General features: G+C 53.8%; 21 protein-coding genes and 1 pseudogene. 9 read left to right on the forward strand and 13 right to left on the reverse strand.

Going from position 1 to position 19,789, the window contains the following annotated elements; all coding sequences use genetic code 11:
- The 4 genes from L3068_RS12390 to ymcF form a co-directional block, all read right to left on the reverse strand.
- On the reverse strand, positions 1 to 1,014 hold the full coding sequence (locus tag L3068_RS12390; protein ID WP_014883960.1) for an ABC transporter ATP-binding protein: 1,014 nt from the start codon (positions 1,012 to 1,014) through the stop codon (positions 1 to 3).
- A 17-nt stretch (positions 1,015 to 1,031) separates the two neighbouring features.
- A complete protein-coding gene (gene ydcS, locus L3068_RS12395; protein WP_214602753.1) occupies positions 1,032 to 2,177 on the reverse strand; it encodes a putative ABC transporter substrate-binding protein YdcS in 1,146 nt (381 codons plus the stop codon).
- Between the two features lie 271 nt (positions 2,178 to 2,448).
- Positions 2,449 to 3,858, reverse strand: a complete 1,410-nt coding sequence (locus L3068_RS12400) for an aminotransferase-like domain-containing protein (protein WP_032636344.1) — start codon at positions 3,856 to 3,858, stop codon at positions 2,449 to 2,451.
- Between the two features lie 82 nt (positions 3,859 to 3,940).
- Entirely contained in the window at positions 3,941 to 4,129 is a 189-nt protein-coding gene (gene ymcF / locus L3068_RS12405; protein WP_023330507.1) for a cold shock small protein YmcF, read from the reverse strand.
- Positions 4,130 to 4,522: 393 nt separating this feature from the next.
- On the opposite strand from ymcF, the gene L3068_RS12410 reads away from it, so the two are divergent.
- The 4 genes from L3068_RS12410 to hslJ all read left to right on the forward strand — a co-directional run bounded on the left by L3068_RS12410 (position 4,523) and on the right by hslJ (position 7,625).
- On the forward strand, positions 4,523 to 5,923 hold the full coding sequence (locus L3068_RS12410; RefSeq protein WP_014883967.1) for a cytochrome ubiquinol oxidase subunit I: 1,401 nt from the start codon (positions 4,523 to 4,525) through the stop codon (positions 5,921 to 5,923).
- Positions 5,923 to 6,933: a cytochrome d ubiquinol oxidase subunit II gene (gene cydB, locus L3068_RS12415; protein ID WP_023330508.1), complete on the forward strand. Its 1,011-nt coding sequence runs from the start codon at positions 5,923 to 5,925 to the stop codon at positions 6,931 to 6,933. Before L3068_RS12410 ends, cydB begins: the two co-directional genes overlap by 1 nt.
- Positions 6,933 to 7,061, forward strand: a complete 129-nt coding sequence (locus L3068_RS12420) for a DUF2474 domain-containing protein (protein WP_117580250.1) — start codon at positions 6,933 to 6,935, stop codon at positions 7,059 to 7,061. The genes cydB and L3068_RS12420 overlap by 1 nt, the downstream gene beginning before the upstream one ends.
- A gap of 126 nt (positions 7,062 to 7,187) precedes the next feature.
- On the forward strand, positions 7,188 to 7,625 hold the full coding sequence (hslJ, locus tag L3068_RS12425; RefSeq protein WP_117580251.1) for a heat shock protein HslJ: 438 nt from the start codon (positions 7,188 to 7,190) through the stop codon (positions 7,623 to 7,625).
- Here the strand turns inward: hslJ and L3068_RS12430 are convergent, their stop codons facing one another.
- Positions 7,626 to 7,892: a putative hemolysin gene (locus L3068_RS12430; protein ID WP_023330510.1), complete on the reverse strand. Its 267-nt coding sequence runs from the start codon at positions 7,890 to 7,892 to the stop codon at positions 7,626 to 7,628.
- A 270-nt stretch (positions 7,893 to 8,162) separates the two neighbouring features.
- Between L3068_RS12430 and nifJ the strand changes: the two genes are divergently transcribed.
- The 3 genes from nifJ to L3068_RS25270 all read left to right on the forward strand — a co-directional run bounded on the left by nifJ (position 8,163) and on the right by L3068_RS25270 (position 13,451).
- On the forward strand, positions 8,163 to 11,687 hold the full coding sequence (nifJ, locus tag L3068_RS12435; protein WP_117580253.1) for a pyruvate:ferredoxin (flavodoxin) oxidoreductase: 3,525 nt from the start codon (positions 8,163 to 8,165) through the stop codon (positions 11,685 to 11,687).
- Between the two features lie 388 nt (positions 11,688 to 12,075).
- A complete protein-coding gene (ompC, locus tag L3068_RS12440) occupies positions 12,076 to 13,185 on the forward strand; it encodes a porin OmpC (protein WP_014883973.1) in 1,110 nt (369 codons plus the stop codon).
- A gap of 140 nt (positions 13,186 to 13,325) precedes the next feature.
- Complete coding sequence (locus L3068_RS25270; protein WP_255199877.1) at positions 13,326 to 13,451, forward strand: hypothetical protein; 126 nt, start codon at positions 13,326 to 13,328, stop codon at positions 13,449 to 13,451.
- A gap of 17 nt (positions 13,452 to 13,468) precedes the next feature.
- On the opposite strand, the gene L3068_RS12445 is transcribed toward L3068_RS25270, so the two are convergent.
- The 5 genes from L3068_RS12445 to L3068_RS12465 form a co-directional block, all read right to left on the reverse strand.
- Positions 13,469 to 13,891: a GFA family protein gene (locus L3068_RS12445; protein ID WP_014883974.1), complete on the reverse strand. Its 423-nt coding sequence runs from the start codon at positions 13,889 to 13,891 to the stop codon at positions 13,469 to 13,471.
- A gap of 2 nt (positions 13,892 to 13,893) precedes the next feature.
- Positions 13,894 to 14,091, reverse strand: a complete 198-nt coding sequence (locus L3068_RS12450; RefSeq protein WP_014883975.1) for a hypothetical protein — start codon at positions 14,089 to 14,091, stop codon at positions 13,894 to 13,896.
- A 39-nt stretch (positions 14,092 to 14,130) separates the two neighbouring features.
- Positions 14,131 to 14,580, reverse strand: coding sequence for a hypothetical protein (locus tag L3068_RS12455; RefSeq protein WP_014883976.1), 450 nt, complete (start codon positions 14,578 to 14,580; stop codon positions 14,131 to 14,133).
- A gap of 104 nt (positions 14,581 to 14,684) precedes the next feature.
- Positions 14,685 to 15,122 carry a VOC family protein gene (locus tag L3068_RS12460; RefSeq protein ID WP_045135219.1) on the reverse strand — a complete coding sequence of 146 codons (438 nt, stop codon included), beginning with the start codon at positions 15,120 to 15,122 and terminating at the stop codon, positions 14,685 to 14,687.
- A gap of 94 nt (positions 15,123 to 15,216) precedes the next feature.
- Positions 15,217 to 15,561, reverse strand: a complete 345-nt coding sequence (locus tag L3068_RS12465; RefSeq protein ID WP_014883978.1) for a DUF1294 domain-containing protein — start codon at positions 15,559 to 15,561, stop codon at positions 15,217 to 15,219.
- Between the two features lie 81 nt (positions 15,562 to 15,642).
- Between L3068_RS12465 and L3068_RS25325 the strand changes: the two are divergent.
- Together L3068_RS25325 and ttcA are read left to right on the forward strand one after the other, a co-directional pair.
- Positions 15,643 to 15,817 (forward strand): annotated as a pseudogene (locus L3068_RS25325) (hypothetical protein); the annotation flags it as partial.
- Between the two features lie 11 nt (positions 15,818 to 15,828).
- The gene (gene ttcA, locus L3068_RS12470; protein WP_023337352.1) at positions 15,829 to 16,764 is read left to right on the forward strand and encodes a tRNA 2-thiocytidine(32) synthetase TtcA; all 936 of its coding nucleotides are present in this window, start codon (positions 15,829 to 15,831) and stop codon (positions 16,762 to 16,764) included.
- A 42-nt stretch (positions 16,765 to 16,806) separates the two neighbouring features.
- Here ttcA and dbpA read toward each other — a convergent pair whose 3' ends face one another.
- The 3 genes from dbpA to zntB form a co-directional block, all read right to left on the reverse strand.
- Positions 16,807 to 18,180 (reverse strand): ATP-dependent RNA helicase DbpA, encoded by a 1,374-nt coding sequence (gene dbpA / locus L3068_RS12475; protein ID WP_014884033.1) that lies wholly within the window; start codon positions 18,178 to 18,180, stop codon positions 16,807 to 16,809.
- A gap of 27 nt (positions 18,181 to 18,207) precedes the next feature.
- The gene (gene ynaL, locus L3068_RS12480; protein WP_000025608.1) at positions 18,208 to 18,390 is read right to left on the reverse strand and encodes a proline-rich small protein YnaL; all 183 of its coding nucleotides are present in this window, start codon (positions 18,388 to 18,390) and stop codon (positions 18,208 to 18,210) included.
- A gap of 275 nt (positions 18,391 to 18,665) precedes the next feature.
- Positions 18,666 to 19,649 carry a zinc transporter ZntB gene (gene zntB, locus L3068_RS12485; protein WP_014884034.1) on the reverse strand — a complete coding sequence of 328 codons (984 nt, stop codon included), beginning with the start codon at positions 19,647 to 19,649 and terminating at the stop codon, positions 18,666 to 18,668.
- Positions 19,650 to 19,789: the final 140 nt, after the last annotated feature.

The raw sequence follows: 19,789 nt of genomic DNA on the forward strand, positions 1-19,789 counted from the left end.
TCACCTTTCCTCATGCAGGCGAATCATCGCCTCGCGTGACCACGAGGCCATCACCGCCTGCCCCGGCGCAATGCCGCTCAGCAGCGAGACATCGCTGAGGTTGGCCTGGCTGACCAGCAGTTTGGCCCCCTCGGCAAGCTTCAGTTCCAGGCGCGTGGCGGCTCCCTGATACTGAACGGCCTGCACGATACCCTGAACCTGAACCTCACCGCCCTCGTTCAGGCGAATATGTTCCGGGCGCAGGGAATAGATACCTTCCATGCCGCAAATTTTCTGCGCAAGCGCTGCATCAAAGACGTTGGACGTACCTACAAAACCGGCGACAAACGGCGTGCGCGGACGCATATAGAGATCGCGCGGGGTATCCACCTGCTCGATGCGTCCGTTATTGAATACCGCCACCCGGTCCGACATGGAGAGCGCTTCGCCCTGATCGTGGGTGACGAAAATAAAGGTAATGCCGAGTTCCTGCTGAAGTTTCTTCAGCTCGAATTGCATCTGTTCGCGCAGTTTGAGATCGAGCGCGCCCAGCGGTTCGTCCAGCAGCAGGACGCGCGGTTCATTGACCAGCGCCCGGGCGATGGCGACACGCTGGCGCTGGCCGCCGGAAAGTTGCGAAGGTTTGCGGGCGATGGCAAAGCTCAGCCCCACTTTTTCCAGAGCATCACGCGCCTGGGCATGGCGTTTCTTCTTGTCGACGCCTTTCACCATCAGCCCGTAGGCGACATTATCGAGGATCGACATATGCGGGAACAGCGCATAATCCTGAAAGACGGTATTTACATCCCGCTCCCATGGCGGTAGCGCGCTCGCCTCTTTGCCGAAAATAGAAATCGTGCCGCCTGACAGCTGTTCAAAACCCGCTATCAGGCGCAGGCAGGTAGTTTTGCCGGAGCCCGAAGGCCCCAGCATGGAGAAAAACTCCCCGTCGCGAATGGCAATGGTCACCCCGTCCACCGCCCGCACATCGCCATACAGCCGGGAAACATTGTTAAATTCTACTGCGTACGTCATGTTCTGCTCCCGGGCGATTATCGTCCACCCATGATGGCGATGTAATCCTGCGTCCAGCGGCTGTACGGCACGAATTTGCCACCTTGAGCGGTCGGGGTTTTCCAGAACAGGATTTTGTCGAATTCGTTATAACCGTTTGTTTCACAACCTTTATCACCCAGCAGCGTACTGGCTTTACACCCTTCAGGCACGACGGGCAGTGAGCCGAACCATGCCGCCAGATCGCCCTGCACTTTTGGCGTCAGCGACCAGTTCATCCATTTGTAGGCGCACATCGGGTGTTTTGCCTGGGCGTGGAGCATGGTGGTATCCGCCCAGCCGGTTACCCCTTCTTTCGGGAAGACGGTGGCGATGGGCTGGTTCTCAGCCTTAAGCGCATTTGCCTGATATGGCCAGGCGCTGGAAGCCACAACGCCTTCATTTTTGAAGTCGCTCATCTGGACGGTAGTGTCATGCCAGTAGCGGTGGATCAGGGCATGCTGGTCGCGAAGCACTTTCAGCACCGCGGCATATTGTTCTTCGGTGAGCTGGTAGGGATCGCTGATGCCCAGCTGTGGCTGGGTGGCTTTGACGAACAGCGCCGCATCGGCGATATAAATTGGCCCGTCATATGCCTGCACGCGACCCTGATTGGTTTTACCGTCCGGCAGATCCTGTTTGGTAAAGACCACACTCCAGCTGTCCGGTGGCGTCGGGAAGGTTTTGGTGTTGTACATCAGCAGGTTAGGCCCCCACTGATAGGGTGTACCGTAGACCTTGCCGCCCACGTTAAACCATTCCCCCTTCACAATGCGCGTGTCGAGGGTTTTCCAGTTTGGGATGAGTTCGGGATTTATCGGCTGAACGCGTTTGCCCATGATCAGGCGAAGCGATGCATCGCCTGACGCGGTGACCAGATCGTATCCCCCTTTCGCCATCAGGCTGACCATTTCATCTGACGTGGCCGCCGTTTTCACGTTAACGGCACAACCGGTCCCTTTTTCAAACTGGGTGACCCAGTCATAGTTTTTATCGGTCTGCCCACGCTCGATATAGCCCGGCCAGGCAATAATATCAAGACGACCTTCCCCGTCACCCATCGCCTTAGGTGGTTCTGCGGCGTGCGCTGTCATGATAGTCATGCCGAGCGCGCACAGGCTGCTGCGGGCAAATTTTTTGCTCATAAGAATTACTCCTGTCGCAATGAAATTTAGCGGCAGCCGTGCCGTAAAAATATCTCCCTTATTAAACGTAGACCGCGCAAATGCGCCGCACCGTTTGGCTTCAGGAAATTTCATCAAGGTGTGACCGAGGGCGCATTCCCCGTTAACTGGATTATAGACAAGGGGTTAGCGGCGCGAGGCAGTATGCAGATTTCCTATGACCGGGCACTGCGAAATATTCGTAGCGCCGTCATCAGGATAAGAAATGTTTATTTAAATAAGGGGAAAAAGATTATTTCAACATCGTGCTAATTAATTTTCCTAACTGAATCACCGCCTGCTCTTCTCGCTCTCCCCACGCCCAGGAGGTATTAAAACGGAAGAACGGTGTCCATGCGTCAGAGGTGGAAAACATTTTTCCTGGCGCAATGCTGATATGGTGCGTTAAGGCCTTTTCACTTAGCAGCCCGGCATCCAGCTGTGCCGGAAGCTCCAGCCATAAAAAGTAGCCGCTGTCGTTATGGTGAATTTTGACCCCGGCGGGCATATGGCGCAGCAGTGACTGCCAGGCTTGCTGTTTTCGCTCAGCGAGCGTTCGTCGCAGGCGGCGAAGATGGGCGTCGTAGCGTTTAGTCGCCAGGTAGTCCACCAGTGCCAGCTGCATAGGGGAGCTGGTCGATAACGTGCTCATCAGTTGCAACTGCTGAATGCGTCGCGCATGTTTTCCGGCCGCCACCCAGCCGATACGGAATCCTGCCACCAGACATTTTGAAAAAGAGGAGCAGTGAAGCGTCATGTCGTCCCGATCCCAGGCTTTTGCCGGAAGCGGTTTTTCGCGGCCGAAATAGAGCTCGCTGTATACATCGTCCTCAATCAGGGTGACGTTATGCTTTGTCAGGAGGGCGACCAGACGGGCTTTTTTCTCTGCACTTAGCGTAAAACCAAGCGGATTCTGGCCGTTGGTCATCAGCCAGCAGGCTTTTACCGGATAGTCATTCAGCGCCTGTTCAAGGGCGTTCAGGTCTATCCCCTCCCGGACGTCCGTGGCGACCGACAACGCTTTGAGCTTCAGGCGTTCCAGCGCCTGCAGCGCGCCATAAAAGCAGGGGTTTTCGACAATCACCCAGTCGCCAGGCTCCGTCACCGCCTGCAAACTCAGGTTCAGCGCTTCGAGCGCACCTGCGGTAATGACAATTTCGTCCGGCGAGATGTTCATCCCCTGCTGCGCATAGCGGCGCGCAATGGCGTGGCGGAGTTCAGCGTTACCCGGCGGCAGGTTTTCAATCACGCTCATCGCAGTCGCCGTTTTGCTGACGTTAGCCAGCGAGCGGTTGAGCTGCTGAAGCGGGAAAAGCCGGGGATCGGGAAAGGCGGATGCGAAAGGAACGACAGACGGATCGCGGCTGGCCTGAAGGACATCGAAGATATAGGTGTTGATATCCACCGCTTCGTCACGCATCACCTGGGCAGGCGGCACAGGCTGGTGCGTGGTCGGGCGGGAGGCAACGTAATAGCCCGATTGTGGCCTGGCGACAATGCGTCCCTGACTTTCCAGCATCTGATACGCGTGGCCAACGGTCATGAAACTCATGCCGCTGCTCGCCACCTGCTCTCGCAGGGAAGGCAGTTTATCGCCCGGCAGCCATACGCCAAGCTCAATTTGCGAGATAATTTGTTGCGCCAGACGCTGGTATTTTTTCATCAGATTCTCCTTATTGCCGACAGTGTATATCAGCAGGAGAAAAAGAGAAGATTTTGCTAACTGTTATGAAAAACCGGGTAGATTACTTACGGTACTCGGTGGTGTGATTCATCGCGGAACGCGCAGCAGCGAGGTGGTCGAGCGTGATCATCGACGATTTGCAAAAAATGCATTTTGCGCCGAATGGGTTTTTCTCAGACACATCAAAGACTGAAGTGCGGTACTGCGAGCCATGACAGCATGGGCAGCGGAAATGGATATAAGAAGTCATAGGATTCTCCTGTTAACGTAAAAACGTAAATTACTAATGGGCCGATTGGGCAATATTGGTTTTAAACAAAACGAATCGGAATGTAGATAAAGACCCAAGAGAGGCTGCGGAGAGGCACAACGTGATGAGAACTGCTTTATAAAACTACGTCAGATATTTTTTTGGACTCAAAACCAGAAATCCATTAACGCATGTTGCTGACGGCAAAGCAAGCGGATTGATGCGTAAAATTCATAAAAATAATTTTTTTATTCCGTAACGGTAATCTATATCAGTTTGTAAAAGCGGGAGTCTGAATCAAACTGTTATGGTTAAAATTCGCTGTTCTGCGTCTGATAGTCGGATCTCTGCGCCTATACCATAACAACACACCGTTTGACATTGAGGCTGTGCATGTTTGGTTTGGATGCTTTTCACCTTGCGCGGATACAGTTTGCCTTTACCGTATCCTTTCACATTATTTTCCCGGCAATCACCATCGGCCTGGCAAGCTATCTTGCCGTGCTCGAAGGATTATGGCTGAAAACAAAAAATCCGGTCTGGCGCTCGCTTTACCATTTCTGGTCGAAGATTTTTGCCGTTAACTTTGGCATGGGCGTAGTCTCCGGCCTGGTCATGGCCTACCAGTTTGGCACCAACTGGAGCGGCTTTTCACAGTTTGCGGGCAGTATTACCGGCCCACTCCTGACCTACGAAGTGCTTACCGCCTTCTTCCTTGAGGCCGGTTTCCTCGGCGTGATGCTGTTCGGCTGGAAGAAAGTCGGACCGGGACTGCACTTCTTCTCCACCTGCATGGTGGCGCTGGGGACTATTATCTCCACCTTCTGGATCCTCTCTTCGAATAGCTGGATGCAGACCCCGCAGGGCTATGAGATTGTCAACGGCCAGGTGGTGCCGGTGGACTGGTTCGCTGTGGTGTTCAACCCCTCCTTCCCTTACCGCCTGCTGCATATGTCGATCGCCGCGTTCCTCAGTAGCGCCCTGTTTGTTGGTGCATCCGCAGCATGGCATTTGCTGCGCGGGAATAATAATCCTGCCATCCGCGCAATGTTTTCAATGGCACTGTGGATGACGCTGATTGTCGCTCCCCTCCAGGCTATGGTTGGTGATATGCATGGGTTGAATACTTTAAAGCATCAGCCCGCCAAAATTGCCGCCATTGAGGGCCACTGGGAAAACCCACCGGGTGAGCCGACCCCGTTGCTGCTGTTTGGCTGGCCTGACATGGAGCAAGAGCGCACCCGCTTTGGTCTGGAGATCCCGGCGCTGGGAAGTCTTATCCTGACGCACAGCCTGGATAAACAGGTCCCAGCCCTTAAGGAGTTCCCGAAAGAAGATCGCCCTAACTCGACCATCGTCTTCTGGTCATTCCGCATCATGGCGGGCTTAGGCATGCTGATGTTGCTGCTTGGGGTGATGGCGCTCTGGTTGCGCTACAAAAAACGCGTTTATTCATCCCGCCCGTTCCTGTGGTTTGCCCTGTTAATGGGCCCTTCCGGGCTGATTGCGATTCTGGCAGGCTGGGTCACCACCGAAGTGGGCCGCCAGCCGTGGGTGGTCTATGGACTCCAGCGAACGAAGGATGCGGTATCAGCCCACGGCGATCTGCATATGAGCGTGAGTTTGCTGGCCTTCTTCGTCGTCTACACCTCGGTGTTTGGCGTCGGCTACAGCTATATGGTTCGCCTCATCAAAAAAGGCCCGCAGCCACACGAATCTTTCGCCACCGCGTCCGATGGACGTCCTGCACGCCCGCTTTCAGCAGTCACTACTGAACATAAGGAGCAGCCGTAATGGGTATCGATCTTTCCATTATCTGGTTTGTGATCATCGTCTTTGCCACGCTGATGTATATCGTCATGGACGGCTTTGATCTGGGGATCGGGATGTTGTTCCCCGCAACGCCAAACGCTGACGATCGTGATGTGATGGTCAACAGCGTCGCGCCGGTATGGGACGGCAATGAGACCTGGCTGGTGCTTGGCGGCGCCGCCCTGTTCGGCGCATTCCCGCTGGCGTATGCGGTGATCGTTGATGCCCTCACCATTCCGCTGACATTAATGCTGATCGGACTTATTTTCCGCGGGGTGGCATTCGAGTTTCGTTTTAAAGCCACGCCCGCCCACCGCCCCTTCTGGGATAAAGCGTTTATTGGCGGTTCCATTCTGGCAACGTTTACCCAGGGCGTGACGGTGGGCGCCGTCATTAACGGTTTTACCGTGACAGGCCGAACGTATACGGGTGGTCCGTTTGACTGGTTTACCGCATTTAACCTGTTCTGCGGTGCGGGTCTGATGGTGGCCTACGCGTTGCTGGGATCGACATGGCTGGTAATGAAAAGCGAAAATGCGCTGCAGCAAAGGATGCGGGCGTTATCCAAAACGTTACTGATTATCCTGCTGGCATTTATTGCGGCGATCAGCCTCTGGACGCCGCTTGCCCACCCGGCCATTGCCGCACGCTGGTTTACGCTGCCGAATCTGTTTTATCTGCTGCCGGTTCCTGCGCTGGTCGTGATTTTTAGCCTGTATCAGTGGCGCTGCCTGAATAATCCTGACAGCCATAACCGTCCGTTTATCCTGACGTTAGGGCTAATATTCCTTGGTTTTAGCGGGCTTGGGATCAGCATCTGGCCGCATATTATTCCGCCATCCATCACCTTGTGGCAGGCCGCTGCGCCAACGCAAAGCCAGGGCTTTATGCTGGTGGGTGCACTGTTGATCATCCCCGTCATTCTGGTCTACACCTTCTGGAGTTACTACGTATTTCGCGGCAAAGTTCAGCATGGGGAGGGTTATCACTGATGCAACAACCGGTCTGGAAAAGAGTGTTGTGGCTGGCCATTATCTGGGGCGGCAGCGTACTGGCGCTGGCTGCGGTCAGTATGCTCTTTCGCATATTGATGGCGGCAGCCGGGTTTAAATCTCATTAATCGTCATTCCGGGCAAACGCTGCGTTGCCCGGCTCTCCCCGCACTTTCAGATAAACCCCATTAACGCACGTCAGCGTATCGTTACACTGGTAAAAGATTCACAGTATTTATTATTTGAGAACAAAAATGAAAAAGCTCATTGCGTTAAGTGTTATCAGTCTTGTCCTGACCGGCTGCGTTAATCCGGGCAAAGCGTCCGTTCAGCCAGAGCAGCTGAAGAACCATCGTTTTGTACTGGAAAATGTGGATGGCAAAGCCGTGAAGGGCATGACATCACCACCTGAGATCAGTTTTAACGCGCTGCCCGCTCTGAACCTGGTAGATAACATCAGCGTGTCTGGCACGATGTGTAACCGCTTCAACGGACAGGGGAAATTGTCCGAAGGTGAGCTGACAGTGAAAACGCTGGCAATGACGCGCAAACTCTGTACTGAACCGCAGCTTAACGAACTGGATCACACCCTCGGCGACATGCTGCGCAAAGGGGCGCAGGTCGACCTGACGGAAGACCAGTTAACGCTGGCGACCGCCGACAAAACGCTGATGTTTAAACGTGTTGACTGATCAGTAATTACCGCAGCTGCCAACGGCAAGCGACTGTTCACTGCAGCGTTTGCCGTTTGGCAACGCGCACATCCCAATAGCTGAACCATCAAGCTGGCGGGCAACCGACAGCGAGCCGCCAATCATGGCACAGTTGGCTTGTCCTGAGCTGGACATTGACGCTCTCATTCCCGGCGCTACGTGAGCCGCCGTCGCCTGCTGAACAGGCTCACTGCTACATGCCGACAATAATAATGCGGCACACCCAATCAAAAATGCTGAACGCATGCTCTCTCCCCCTTAAATAATGCGAAACCTATGCATAATAGGCATCACCTCCCGTGTCGTCGAGAGCGGATGTGCGTATTTATGCGCTACTGAAACAATTTCTCGCAATTTTTTTACCCTTTAGTTGATCTACTCATTGATGACAAGAATATCGAGGACACAAAAGCGAAAATCGTAAAACCCCCTGTTTGCTAGACTAAAGAGATAATATTCAAGGCTTGTCGTCTTATGACAGGCCCTCTTTTTTGCGCAATGTAAGGGTGTCGTCCTATGCAAACTATTGACGGTAATGGTGCAGTTGCCTCAGTCGCGTTTCGCACCAGCGAAGTTATCGCCATCTACCCGATTACGCCAAGCTCGACCATGGCGGAACAGGCGGATGCCTGGGCGGGAAACGGGGTAAAAAACGTCTGGGGTGATGTCCCGAGAGTGGTTGAAATGCAGTCTGAAGCGGGAGCGATCGCTACGGTTCATGGTGCGCTGCAGACAGGCGCGCTCTCCACGTCGTTTACCTCCTCACAGGGATTGTTGTTGATGATCCCGACGCTGTACAAACTCGCCGGCCAGCTGACCCCCTTCGTCCTGCACGTCGCCGCACGTACCGTTGCGACCCATGCGCTCTCCATCTTTGGCGATCACTCCGACGTGATGGCCGTGCGTCAGACAGGCTGCGCCATGCTTTGCGCCAGCAGCGTTCAGGAAGCACAAGATTTTGCGTTGATTTCGCATATCGCCACGCTTAAAAGCCGCGTTCCGTTTATCCACTTCTTTGATGGTTTCCGCACGTCTCACGAAATCAACAAAATCGTCCCGCTGGCGGACGATACTATCCTGAATCTTTTGCCGCAGGCGGAAATCGACGCGCATCGCGCCCGTGCCCTTAACCCGGAACACCCGGTAATTCGCGGGACATCAGCCAATCCGGACACCTATTTCCAGTCCCGTGAAGCTACGAACCCGTGGTACAACGCGGTTTATGACCACGTCGAGCAGGCAATGAATGATTTTGCCGCCGCGACCGGGCGCACGTACAAGCCGTTCGAATACTACGGCCATCCGCAGGCAGAACGCGTGATTGTGCTAATGGGTTCCGCCATCGGCACCTGTGAAGAGGTGGTTGACGAGCTGCTGACCCGTGGAGAAAAGGTCGGCGTACTTAAAGTGCGTCTGTATCGCCCGTTCTCGGCCAAACATCTGCTCTCTGCCCTGCCGGAAAGCGCGCGTACGGTGGCGGTGCTCGACCGAACCAAAGAGCCTGGGGCGCACGCTGAACCGCTTTACCTGGACGTCATGACCGCCCTGGCAGAAGCCTTTAACCAGGGCGAGCGTGAAACACTTCCGCGGGTGATCGGCGGTCGCTATGGCTTATCCTCCAAAGAATTCGGGCCGGATTGCGTGCTGGCGGTATTTAATGAACTGCGGGAAGCAAAACCCAAACCGCGCTTCACGGTGGGTATCTATGATGATGTCACGAACCTGTCCCTGCCGTTGCCGGAAAATACGCTGCCTTCAACCGCCAAACTTGAGGCACTGTTTTACGGCCTGGGCAGCGATGGCAGCGTCTCGGCGACCAAAAATAACATCAAGATCATCGGTAACTCGACCCCGTGGTACGCACAAGGCTACTTCGTTTACGACTCCAAAAAAGCGGGTGGCCTGACCGTTTCCCACCTGCGCGTCAGCGAGCACCCTATCCGCTCGGCCTACCTGATTTCTCAGGCCGACTTTGTTGGCTGCCACCAGCTGCAGTTTATCGACAAATACCAGATGGCGGAGCGCCTGAAGCCAGGCGGTATTTTCCTCCTCAATACGCCGTATAGCGCGGATGAGGTCTGGGCGCGTCTGCCGCAGGAAGTGCAGACGGTCCTGAACCAGAAAAAAGCCCGATTCTATGTGGTCAACGCGGCAAAAATTGCCCGCGAATGTGGCCTGGCTGCACGTATCAATACCGTGATGCAGATGGCCTTCTTCCATCTGACCCAAATCCTGCCGGGCGACAGCGCACTGGTAGAGTTGCAGGGCGCGATCGCCAAAAGCTACAGCAGCAAGGGACAGGAGCTGGTAGAGCGTAACTGGCAGGCGCTGGCGCTGGCGCGCGAGTCGCTGTCCGAGGTGCCGCTGCAGCCGGTGAATGACGCCAGTCCGAACCGTCCTCCGGTGGTCTCTGATGCGGCGCCTGATTTCGTTAAGACCGTAACGGCAGCCATGCTGGCCGGGCTGGGTGACGCCCTGCCCGTCTCCGCGCTGCCGCCTGATGGAACCTGGCCGATGGGTACCACGCGCTGGGAAAAGCGCAATATCGCCGAAGAAATCCCGATCTGGAAAGAAGAGCTATGCACGCAATGCAACCACTGCGTCGCGGCCTGCCCGCACTCAGCCATTCGTGCCAAGGTCGTGTCACCGGAAGCGATGGAAGACGCACCGGCCAGCCTGCACTCGCTGGATGTAAAATCCCGCGATATGCGCGGACAGAAATACGTTCTGCAGGTCGCGCCGGAGGATTGCACCGGCTGTAACCTCTGCGTTGAGGTCTGCCCGGCGAAAGACAGGCAGAACCCGGACATTAAAGCAATCAACATGATGTCGCGCCTGGAGCACGTTGAAGAAGAGAAAGAGAACTATGACTTCTTCCTGAATCTGCCGGAAATCGATCGCAGCAAACTGGAACGGATTGATATTCGGACTTCGCAGCTCATCACGCCGCTGTTCGAATACTCTGGTGCCTGTTCCGGCTGCGGTGAAACGCCGTATATCAAGCTGCTTACTCAGTTGTATGGCGACCGGATGTTGATTGCTAACGCCACCGGCTGCTCGTCCATCTACGGCGGTAATTTGCCCTCTACGCCTTATACCACCGATGAAAAGGGTCGCGGTCCGGCCTGGGCAAACTCACTATTTGAGGATAACGCCGAGTTTGGCCTGGGCTTCCGCCTCACCGTTGATCAACACCGCGCGCGAGTGATGCGCTTGCTGGAGCAGTTCGCCGGGCAAATTCCTGCCGAACTGAATGCCGCGCTTCACGCCGAAGCGACACCCGACGTGCGTCGCGAGCAGGTGGCAGCGTTGCGTCACGCCCTTCAGGGGGTCGCGGGTGCAGAGCAGTTGCTGACCGACGCTGACGCGCTGGTCGAAAAATCCATCTGGTTGATTGGCGGCGACGGCTGGGCTTACGACATCGGCTTTGGCGGGCTGGATCACGTCCTGAGCCTCACCGAGAACGTCAACATCCTGGTGCTGGATACGCAGTGTTATTCCAATACGGGTGGGCAGGCGTCGAAAGCCACACCGCTGGGCGCCGTCACGAAATTTGGTGAACACGGTAAGCGCAAAGCACGCAAGGATCTCGGCGTGAGTATGATGATGTACGGCCACGTTTACGTCGCGCAAATCTCGCTCGGCGCGCAGCTTAACCAGACGGTGAAAGCGATTCAGGAAGCAGAAGCCTATCCCGGCCCATCGCTGATCATTGCCTACAGCCCGTGCGAAGAGCATGGCTACGATCTGGCGCTCAGCCACGATCAGATGCGTCAACTGACGGCGACCGGCTTCTGGCCGCTGTACCGGTTCGATCCGCGCCGTTCGGACGAGGGGAAATTACCGCTGGCGCTGGATTCGCGTCCGCCGTCAGATGCGCTGGCAGAGACGCTGATGCAGGAGCAGCGCTTCCGTCGCCTCAATGCGCAACAGCCTGAGGTGGCGGAACAACTCTGGAAAGACGCCGCTGCCGATCTGCAAAAACGGTATGACTTCCTGGCACAGCTGGCCGGGAAAGCCGAAAAATCAGCCAGCGACTAACGCCACTGCCCGGCTCGTCCGGGCATTTTTTTGTCATAAAAAAAGCCCGATGCTTTCACATCGGGCTAATCCAGATAATCAATGAATATCGTTTTAGTTACCTAAATAACATTCATGTGAATTATGGATAAATAATCTTAAAGGCATATAACGACGCAAAGACTACCTGAACTGGCGACTCATTAAAAATTTTTATTTGTTATGGTATAACCTTAATTATTCACCAAACAAATGATCATTACCGTGGTTTAATTCAGTTTAGATTTAACTCAATTCGTAACAATTATATTTTATTACTCTTCTGCGGAGTGTTTTAGCATGAGACCACTTTCTTATTTGGAAAGTTCAACAGGTAATTAAATAAAAACAACCGCAAAGGAATACCAAAATGCAAAGAAAAGTACTGGCTCTGATGATTCCGGCTCTGTTAATGGCTGGCGCAGCACATGCGGCAGAAATTTATAATAAAGATGGCAACAAATTAGACCTGTACGGAAAAGTAGACGGCCTGCACTACTTCTCTGATGACGCCTCTAAAGATGGCGACCAAACCTACATGCGTCTGGGTTTCAAGGGTGAGACGCAGATCAACGACATGATGACCGGCTACGCCCAGTGGGAGTACAACATTCAGGCTAATAACACTGAAGGGTCTGATAACCAGTCCTGGACGCGTCTGGCCTTCGCCGGTGTAAAAGTGGGTGACTACGGCTCGTTCGATTATGGCCGTAACTATGGCGTGCTGTACGACGTGGAAGGCTGGACAGATATGCTCCCTGAATTCGGCGGCGACTCTTACACCAATGCGGATAATTTTATGACTGGCCGTGCGAACGGCGTCGCAACCTATCGTAACACCGACTTCTACGGTCTGGTGCCGGGTCTGAACTTTGCGCTGCAGTATCAGGGCAAAAATGAAGATGCCAGCAACAACCAGGAAGGCACCAATAATGGCCGCGACACGCGTCATGAGAACGGTGACGGCTTCGGTATTTCGACCACCTACGACCTTGGCATGGGCATCAGCGCCGGTGCTGCGTACACCTCTTCTGACCGTACCAACGACCAGGTGACGAATACCACTGCGGGCGGTGATAAAGCAGATGCCTGGACGGCAGGCCTGAAATATGACGCCAATAATATCTATCTGGCGGCGATGTATTCTGAAACCCGCAACATGACCCCGTATGGTGATAATACCGACGCCGTGGCGAACAAAACCCAGAACTTTGAAGTGACCGCGCAGTACCAGTTCGATTTCGGTCTGCGTCCGGCCATTTCTTATTTGCAGTCTAAAGGTAAAGACCTGGCCAACGGTCAGGGCGATCAGGACCTGGTTAAATATGCGGATGTAGGCGCTACCTACTATTTCAACAAGAACATGTCCACCTACGTTGATTACAAAATCAACCTGCTGGATGAAGATGATAACTTCTACAAAGACAACGGCATCAGCACCGATGATGTCGTCGCGTTAGGTCTGGTTTACCAGTTCTGATGATCAGAGCCCGCGAAATGCGGGCTTTTTTTTGAATGCCATCACAAATGGTAGCTTCAGAAAGGTTTTGGTTGAGGCTAAGTTGAGAGAAAGCAGGTTAGACTGCGCAGATAGCCCTTTCTTCATTAAGGACAACTGCGTTGTTTGCTCGTCTATCCTTAACCGTACTGACTCTTTTAGCCTGTTTGTGGATGGCGTTGATTTTTGATTTCCGCGATATTGTCGGACATCTCGGTGCGTTGTTGACCCGACTGGAAGGCGGTTAATCCTGCCCATGCAGTAATTAGCTTTTATGGGTCTCTCTTTTGCGAAACGAGAGATAGCCAAACACCCCACTTTCGCCGTCCTTCGGATGGTTGACGCCGTCCATTACCGTCACTTCGGGGAAATCAAACGGCGAGACATTTTCAATACAGGACACATTCACGCCGTATTCATTAGGGTTAGAGCGACGCTGATGGAACGTATATATTCCGCAGACTGAGCAAAAGAAATGCCGCGCCGTCCCGGTGTGAAAACGGTACTCCGTCAGCTTGTCCTCGCCTTTAGTTACGGTAATTCCCGATAACGGAGCAGAAACCGCGACTGCGCCCCGCATACGACAAAAAGAGCAGCTGCAGCGCCGCGCGGTGTTAAAGCCATCAGAGAGTTCGACCGTAAAGGCTACCGCGCCACAATGGCACTGCGCATGACGTACTTCAGCCATCGTTATACCCCTTTTCTCACCAGCTGAGCGGCTTTAACGAAAACCTCATCTTCGACACCATCGCCTTTCTGCCTGCCCAGCCTGACCAGTTCATCCACTATGCTGTCGCGATCGATCGGTCTCTGTGCGGAAACCAGTCCAATAACAGCGGCGCCGATCGCCAGCCCCACTAATCCTGTTTGTTCGTCTTTGTTCTTCATCTTCATGCTCCTGATACAACAAACAAGCGTAGCAGGATTTTAAAAACGCGGCGTCAGACCGTATTTGGGCGTTTTGATATTTGCCGCCCAAATCTTGATATCATTTTGCAGGAGTAGCGTGAAATCGGATTTTAGATAGGTCACCAGGCTATTGACGCTGTTCGCATCCACCACGGAGAAATGGTCTATTCTGTTCTGTCCTACCTGAACACAGCGATATTTTGCGGCCAGCACTTTGCCATTCACATTAAGCTGCTGGTTATTATCATCGCAACGGCCTTCAGTGATGTACGACACCACCAGATTTGCGGATTTACGCTCAGGCTGGAATATGCTCACCATGACAGGAAAACCGTCCGAGGTCTGCGTCATGTCATAGAGAACGGCATTTTTTATATACCAGGTATTATATTCCCGCTCCTGAAACGCTGACCAGCCAGGCGCAGAGAAAAACACCAGTGCTGCCAGTGCAATAGATTTTCTATTCATGGGATGCTGTCGTCCGTGTTGTTGCACGTATTATTCAGATTGTGCAAAAAACAGCAACCCACCAGGAATTGGCCTACTACTTTTGGCAGTAGGCCCGTTTCACGTTATTCAGATGCGTTCTCACCCGTCGCTGTCAGCCCGACACGCTGACCATATGAGAGCTCTAAGGTATTTCCGTCAGGATCGGCAAAGAATACATAATACCCGACGGGATCACCCAGATCCTCCGGTGCTTTACGTAATACCCCTTCCTCAGTGGCCATCGCCGTTTTTCTGTCAATTTCTTCACGCGTAGCGCAGGCAATCCCAAGGTGGCCAAAATTCCCCAGCGGCGTATCGGTCACGTTGTCTGCCTGCACCAGAACCAGCGCAAAAGGACGGGTGTGGTCAGTCAACCATGCTACTTTTCGGGCATCAGGAAGACCGGGTTCACGCGAATGAATAACGTCCATCCCGGCGTATCGGCGATAGAACGTGATGCTTTTTTCCAGGTCCCTGACCATAAACGCAACATGCGTGAAGCCTACATCGATGTCTTTCATTTTAAGTTGTTACTCCTGTATCAACATGTCGAAGACATCTTAAAAGCTCAAGTTAACTTGAGGTCAACGGGAATGTGTGCGGTCCTGACAACGCTCAATAAGGGGTAAAAGGAGAGAAATAATACAGCGCCATCATGGCTGAAAGACTCACCACAACACTGATCCAAAACCAGGTTTTGAACGGCTGCTTTTGCGTTTTATGGCGAAAGAGTTGTTGACCCAAAATCGCGCCAGGCCACCCTCCCACAACACCGTACAGGAGTAACGTGGTTTCCGGCACCCTGCGCATCCCTTTCCGTGCTGCCGTTTTATCGGCGCCATAAATGACCACCGTCAGCACATTGATCAGCAGGAACCACACGGCAAAGGAAGACGAGGAGAAAAAGCTGCCGATCGCAGCGACAAGCAGGAGCAAAAAACAAAAACGATTGAGCGTCATAGGAACAGTCACTGGATTGGCGGGCGGATCTGGAAAGCCATTATACGCTATCTTAAGATAGTGTCAGGTTAAGGTGATTATTCCGTAAAACATGCTGGCATTCGTCGCAGCAATCCGTACCATACACGGCACACTTTCGCAGGCTGGTTTTCACTGCAGGCGCGAACCCGTCTTTTATTACCCGTCGGATGGGCACACAAATGCGCAGAGGGTGTTTGAAATCATGCTATCCCGCTGGTGCCCATTTGAGGTTTGAGTTAAGAATAAATGCAAGCTAATCAAGAAATTAACAAGAAAGAGCAATACAACCTGAACAAACTGCAAAAGCGTCTGCGCCGTAACGTGGGCGAAGCCATTGCAGACTTCAACATGATTGAAGAAGGCGACCGCATCATGGTTTGCCTGTCAGGCGGTAAAGACAGCTACACCATGCTGGAGATCCTGCGCAATCTTCAGCAAAGCGCGCCGGTTAATTTTTCGCTGGTAGCGGTCAACCTTGACCAGAAACAGCCGGGCTTTCCGGAACACATTCTGCCGGAATACCTGGAAAACCTGGGCGTTGAGTACAAGATCGTCGAAGAAAATACCTACGGCATTGTGAAAGAGAAGATCCCGGAAGGGAAAACGACCTGCTCGCTTTGCTCCCGTCTGCGCCGTGGCATTCTCTATCGTACCGCGACGGAACTGGGTGCGACCAAAATTGCGCTGGGCCATCACCGCGATGATATCCTGCAGACGCTGTTCCTGAATATGTTCTACGGTGGCAAGATGAAAGGCATGCCGCCTAAGCTGATGAGCGATGACGGCAAGCACATTGTGATCCGCCCTCTTGCCTACTGCCGCGAAAAAGACATTGAGCGTTTTTCACAGGCGAAAGGGTTCCCGATCATTCCATGTAACCTGTGCGGCTCTCAGCCAAACCTGCAGCGTCAGGTGATTGGCGACATGCTGCGCGACTGGGACAAACGTTACCCGGGTCGCATCGAAACCATGTTCAGCGCGATGCAAAACGTGGTCCCTTCACACCTCGCTGACGTTGAGCTCTTCGACTTCAAAGGCATCAACCATGATTCAGAAGTGGTGAATGGCGGTGACCTGGCATTTGACCGTGAAGAGATCCCCATGCAGCCTGCGGGCTGGCAGCCGGAAGACGATGATAACCAACTGGACGAACTGCGTCTGAACGTGCTGGAAGTGAAGTAATCGGTTAGCGTCTCAGAAAGAACTTCTGAGACGCTTTATGCCTTATTTCAGTAGACGAACGCGGCAGGTTTTACCTTTAATTTTGCCATTTTGCAGCTGCTTCCATGCCTTATGGGCAACTGCCTGACGCACGGCCACATAAACATGCGCCGGATGAACCGCAATCTTACCGATATCCGCCCCTTCCAGACCGATATCGCCGGTTAATGCCCCTAACACATCACCCGGACGCATCTTGGCTTTTTTGCCACCATCAATACACAGCGTCGCCATTTCGGCCTCCAGCGGCACGAGTTTAACGCTGCCCGGTGCATTCACCCAGTTCAGCGTTATCTGCAGCATTTCAGCGAGAATATTGGCGCGCTGCGCCTCTTCCGGCGCACAGAAGCTGATGGCAAGACCGCTGTTTCCTGCACGTGCGGTACGGCCAATACGGTGGACGTGGACTTCGGGATCCCATGCCAGCTCAAAGTTCACTACCAGCTCAAGGGATTTGATATCCAGACCGCGCGCCGCCACGTCGGTCGCCACCAGAACACGGGCGCTACCGTTGGCGAAACGCACCAGGGTCTGATCGCGATCGCGCTGTTCCAGATCGCCATGCAAAGATAAGGCGCTCTGCCCCGCCGCATTCAGCGCATCACACACCGCCTGACAGTCTTTTTTAGTATTACAAAACACCACGCACGACGCAGGCTGATGCTGACTCAGCAATTTCTGCAGGAGCGGGATTTTTCCCTGCTGTGAGGTTTCAAAGAACTGCTGTTCGATGGCCGGGAGCGCGTCGACGCTGTCTATCTCGATAGTGAGCGGATTTTTCTGCACGCGACCGCTGATTGCGGCGATGGCTTCAGGCCAGGTCGCAGAGAATAGCAACGTCTGGCGATCGTCCGGCGCGAAACGGATCACTTCATCAATGGCATCACTGAAGCCCATATCCAGCATTCTGTCCGCCTCATCCATCACCAGCGTGCTTAATGCATCCAGCGAAACGGTGCCTTTTTGCAGGTGATCAAGTAGGCGGCCAGGCGTCGCGACAATAATGTGTGGCGCATGCTGGAGCGAATCACGCTGTGCGCCGAACGGCTGTCCACCACAGAGCGTCAGGATCTTGGTATTGGGCATAAAGCGCGCCAGGCGACGCAGTTCACCCGCGACCTGGTCTGCCAGCTCGCGGGTCGGGCACAATATCAGCGACTGAGTCTGGAACAGCGACGCGTCAATATGCTGCAGCAGACCAAGACCGAAAGCGGCCGTTTTCCCACTGCCGGTTTTCGCCTGCACGCGTACGTCGCGGCCCTCAAGGATAGCGGGCAGCGCGGCCGCCTGAACAGGCGTCATCGTGAGATATCCCAACTCGTTGAGGTTGTCGAGTTGGGCGGCAGGCAGAACATTCAGGGTAGAAAAAGCGGTCACTGTAGTCTCTCGTGGTGATCTTTACGGTCAGATGGCGCGTATCCTCGCAGATCTCAGGGTTCGATGCGACAATTTAATCGGTTCTTCATCCGGCGGCGGATCGGGCATCGGCTGCGGACGCGGTATGGGATCGGGCATCGGCACGGGATCGGTGGGAACAGGGTCGGACTGACGCGATTGTTGCACGAGCAGAGCGAGTAAAATGCTCATCTTTCCCTCCAGGCTTGGTTGTCGTCCCTTTTAGGGTAGACGCTGAGAAACAGGAGGCAAAAAAAAGCCGACTATTAAAGTCGGCGTCGTACGAATCAATTGTGCTATGCAGTAATTCAAAAAAAGGAAGTAAGACAATATGGAGCGCAACGCCCATCGCTTGACGTTGCATTCACCTGCGGGAGTAATATTGCACCTTGCCGGGCTGATGTTTATTGACTTCGCTCAATTAAAAGAGCGTTTTAATCTCTGCAAAAGGGCAAAAAAACGTAAATTTACAGCCATTTACTACGATGCAACCACCATGCAACACCACCAATCAAAACAACTAACATGACGCAAAATGCGGTGAAGCCGTAATGGTAAGCACCGCCGGGGATCCCCCCCAGATTGACGCCAAACAGCCCTGTCAGGAAGGTACTGGGTAAGAAGACCATCGCCATCAGGGACATCGTATAGGTTCTTCTCGCCAGCGACTCCTGCATCACCTGAGCAATTTCATCCGCCATCACCGCCGTTCGCGCGATACAGGAGTCGATCTCATCGAGTCCCCTGCCGAGTCTGTCAGCTATGTCCTGCATTCTGCGGCGCTGATCGTCATTCATCCAGTTGAGTCTTTCGCTGGCCAGACGGGCATACACATCCCGCTGCGGTGTCATATAGCGACGCATCACGATCAATTGCTTACGCAATAACGCCAGAAAACCGCGCGGCGGGATCTGTTGATCGAGCAGGTTATCTTCCAGGTCGATGATTTTATCGTGCAGCTCTTCAATAAACTCGCTCGCATGATCGGTCAGGGCGTCACAGACGTCCACCAGCCAGCTACCGCAGTCAACCGGTCCGGTCCCCTCTTTGAGATCGTTCACAATGTCGTCCAGCGCCAGGACCTTCCGCTGGCGGGTGGACACAATCAGCCCGTCGTCCATATAGACGCGCATCGCCACCAGCTGATCGGGACGTTCATCCGTACTGCCATTTATGCAGCGCAGGGTGATAAGCGTCCCGTCCCCCATTCTGCTCACACGTGGGCGCAGGCTTTCTCCTGCCAGGGCGTCGCGCACGTTGTTGGGCAACAACGGAGTCGTGGCCAGCCAGTCAGCACTTTCCGGATGGGTATAGTTGAGATGTAGCCAGCAGGGATGCTCTTTATCAATGACATCATTATCTTCCAGCGGCCGGGCACCGCCGCGACCGTCCAGCACCCACGCAAAAACTGCGTCAGGAACGTTAAGTTCTGATCCTTTAATGCTCTCCACTGCGCCTCCCCCCTGTTTAGCTCTTTCGATGTCAGTCTAGCTTCCGTCGGAGGTTAAGCAACAACTATGTCTCGCATGGCGCTGAAATCGTTCAGGAATTGTACATACTGTGTTTCAGGAGAAGAAAAGCCTGGCATGCC

It is taken from the genome of Enterobacter cloacae complex sp. ECL414 (assembly GCF_021869685.1).
Classification (GTDB): Bacteria; Pseudomonadota; Gammaproteobacteria; order Enterobacterales; family Enterobacteriaceae; genus Enterobacter; species Enterobacter kobei.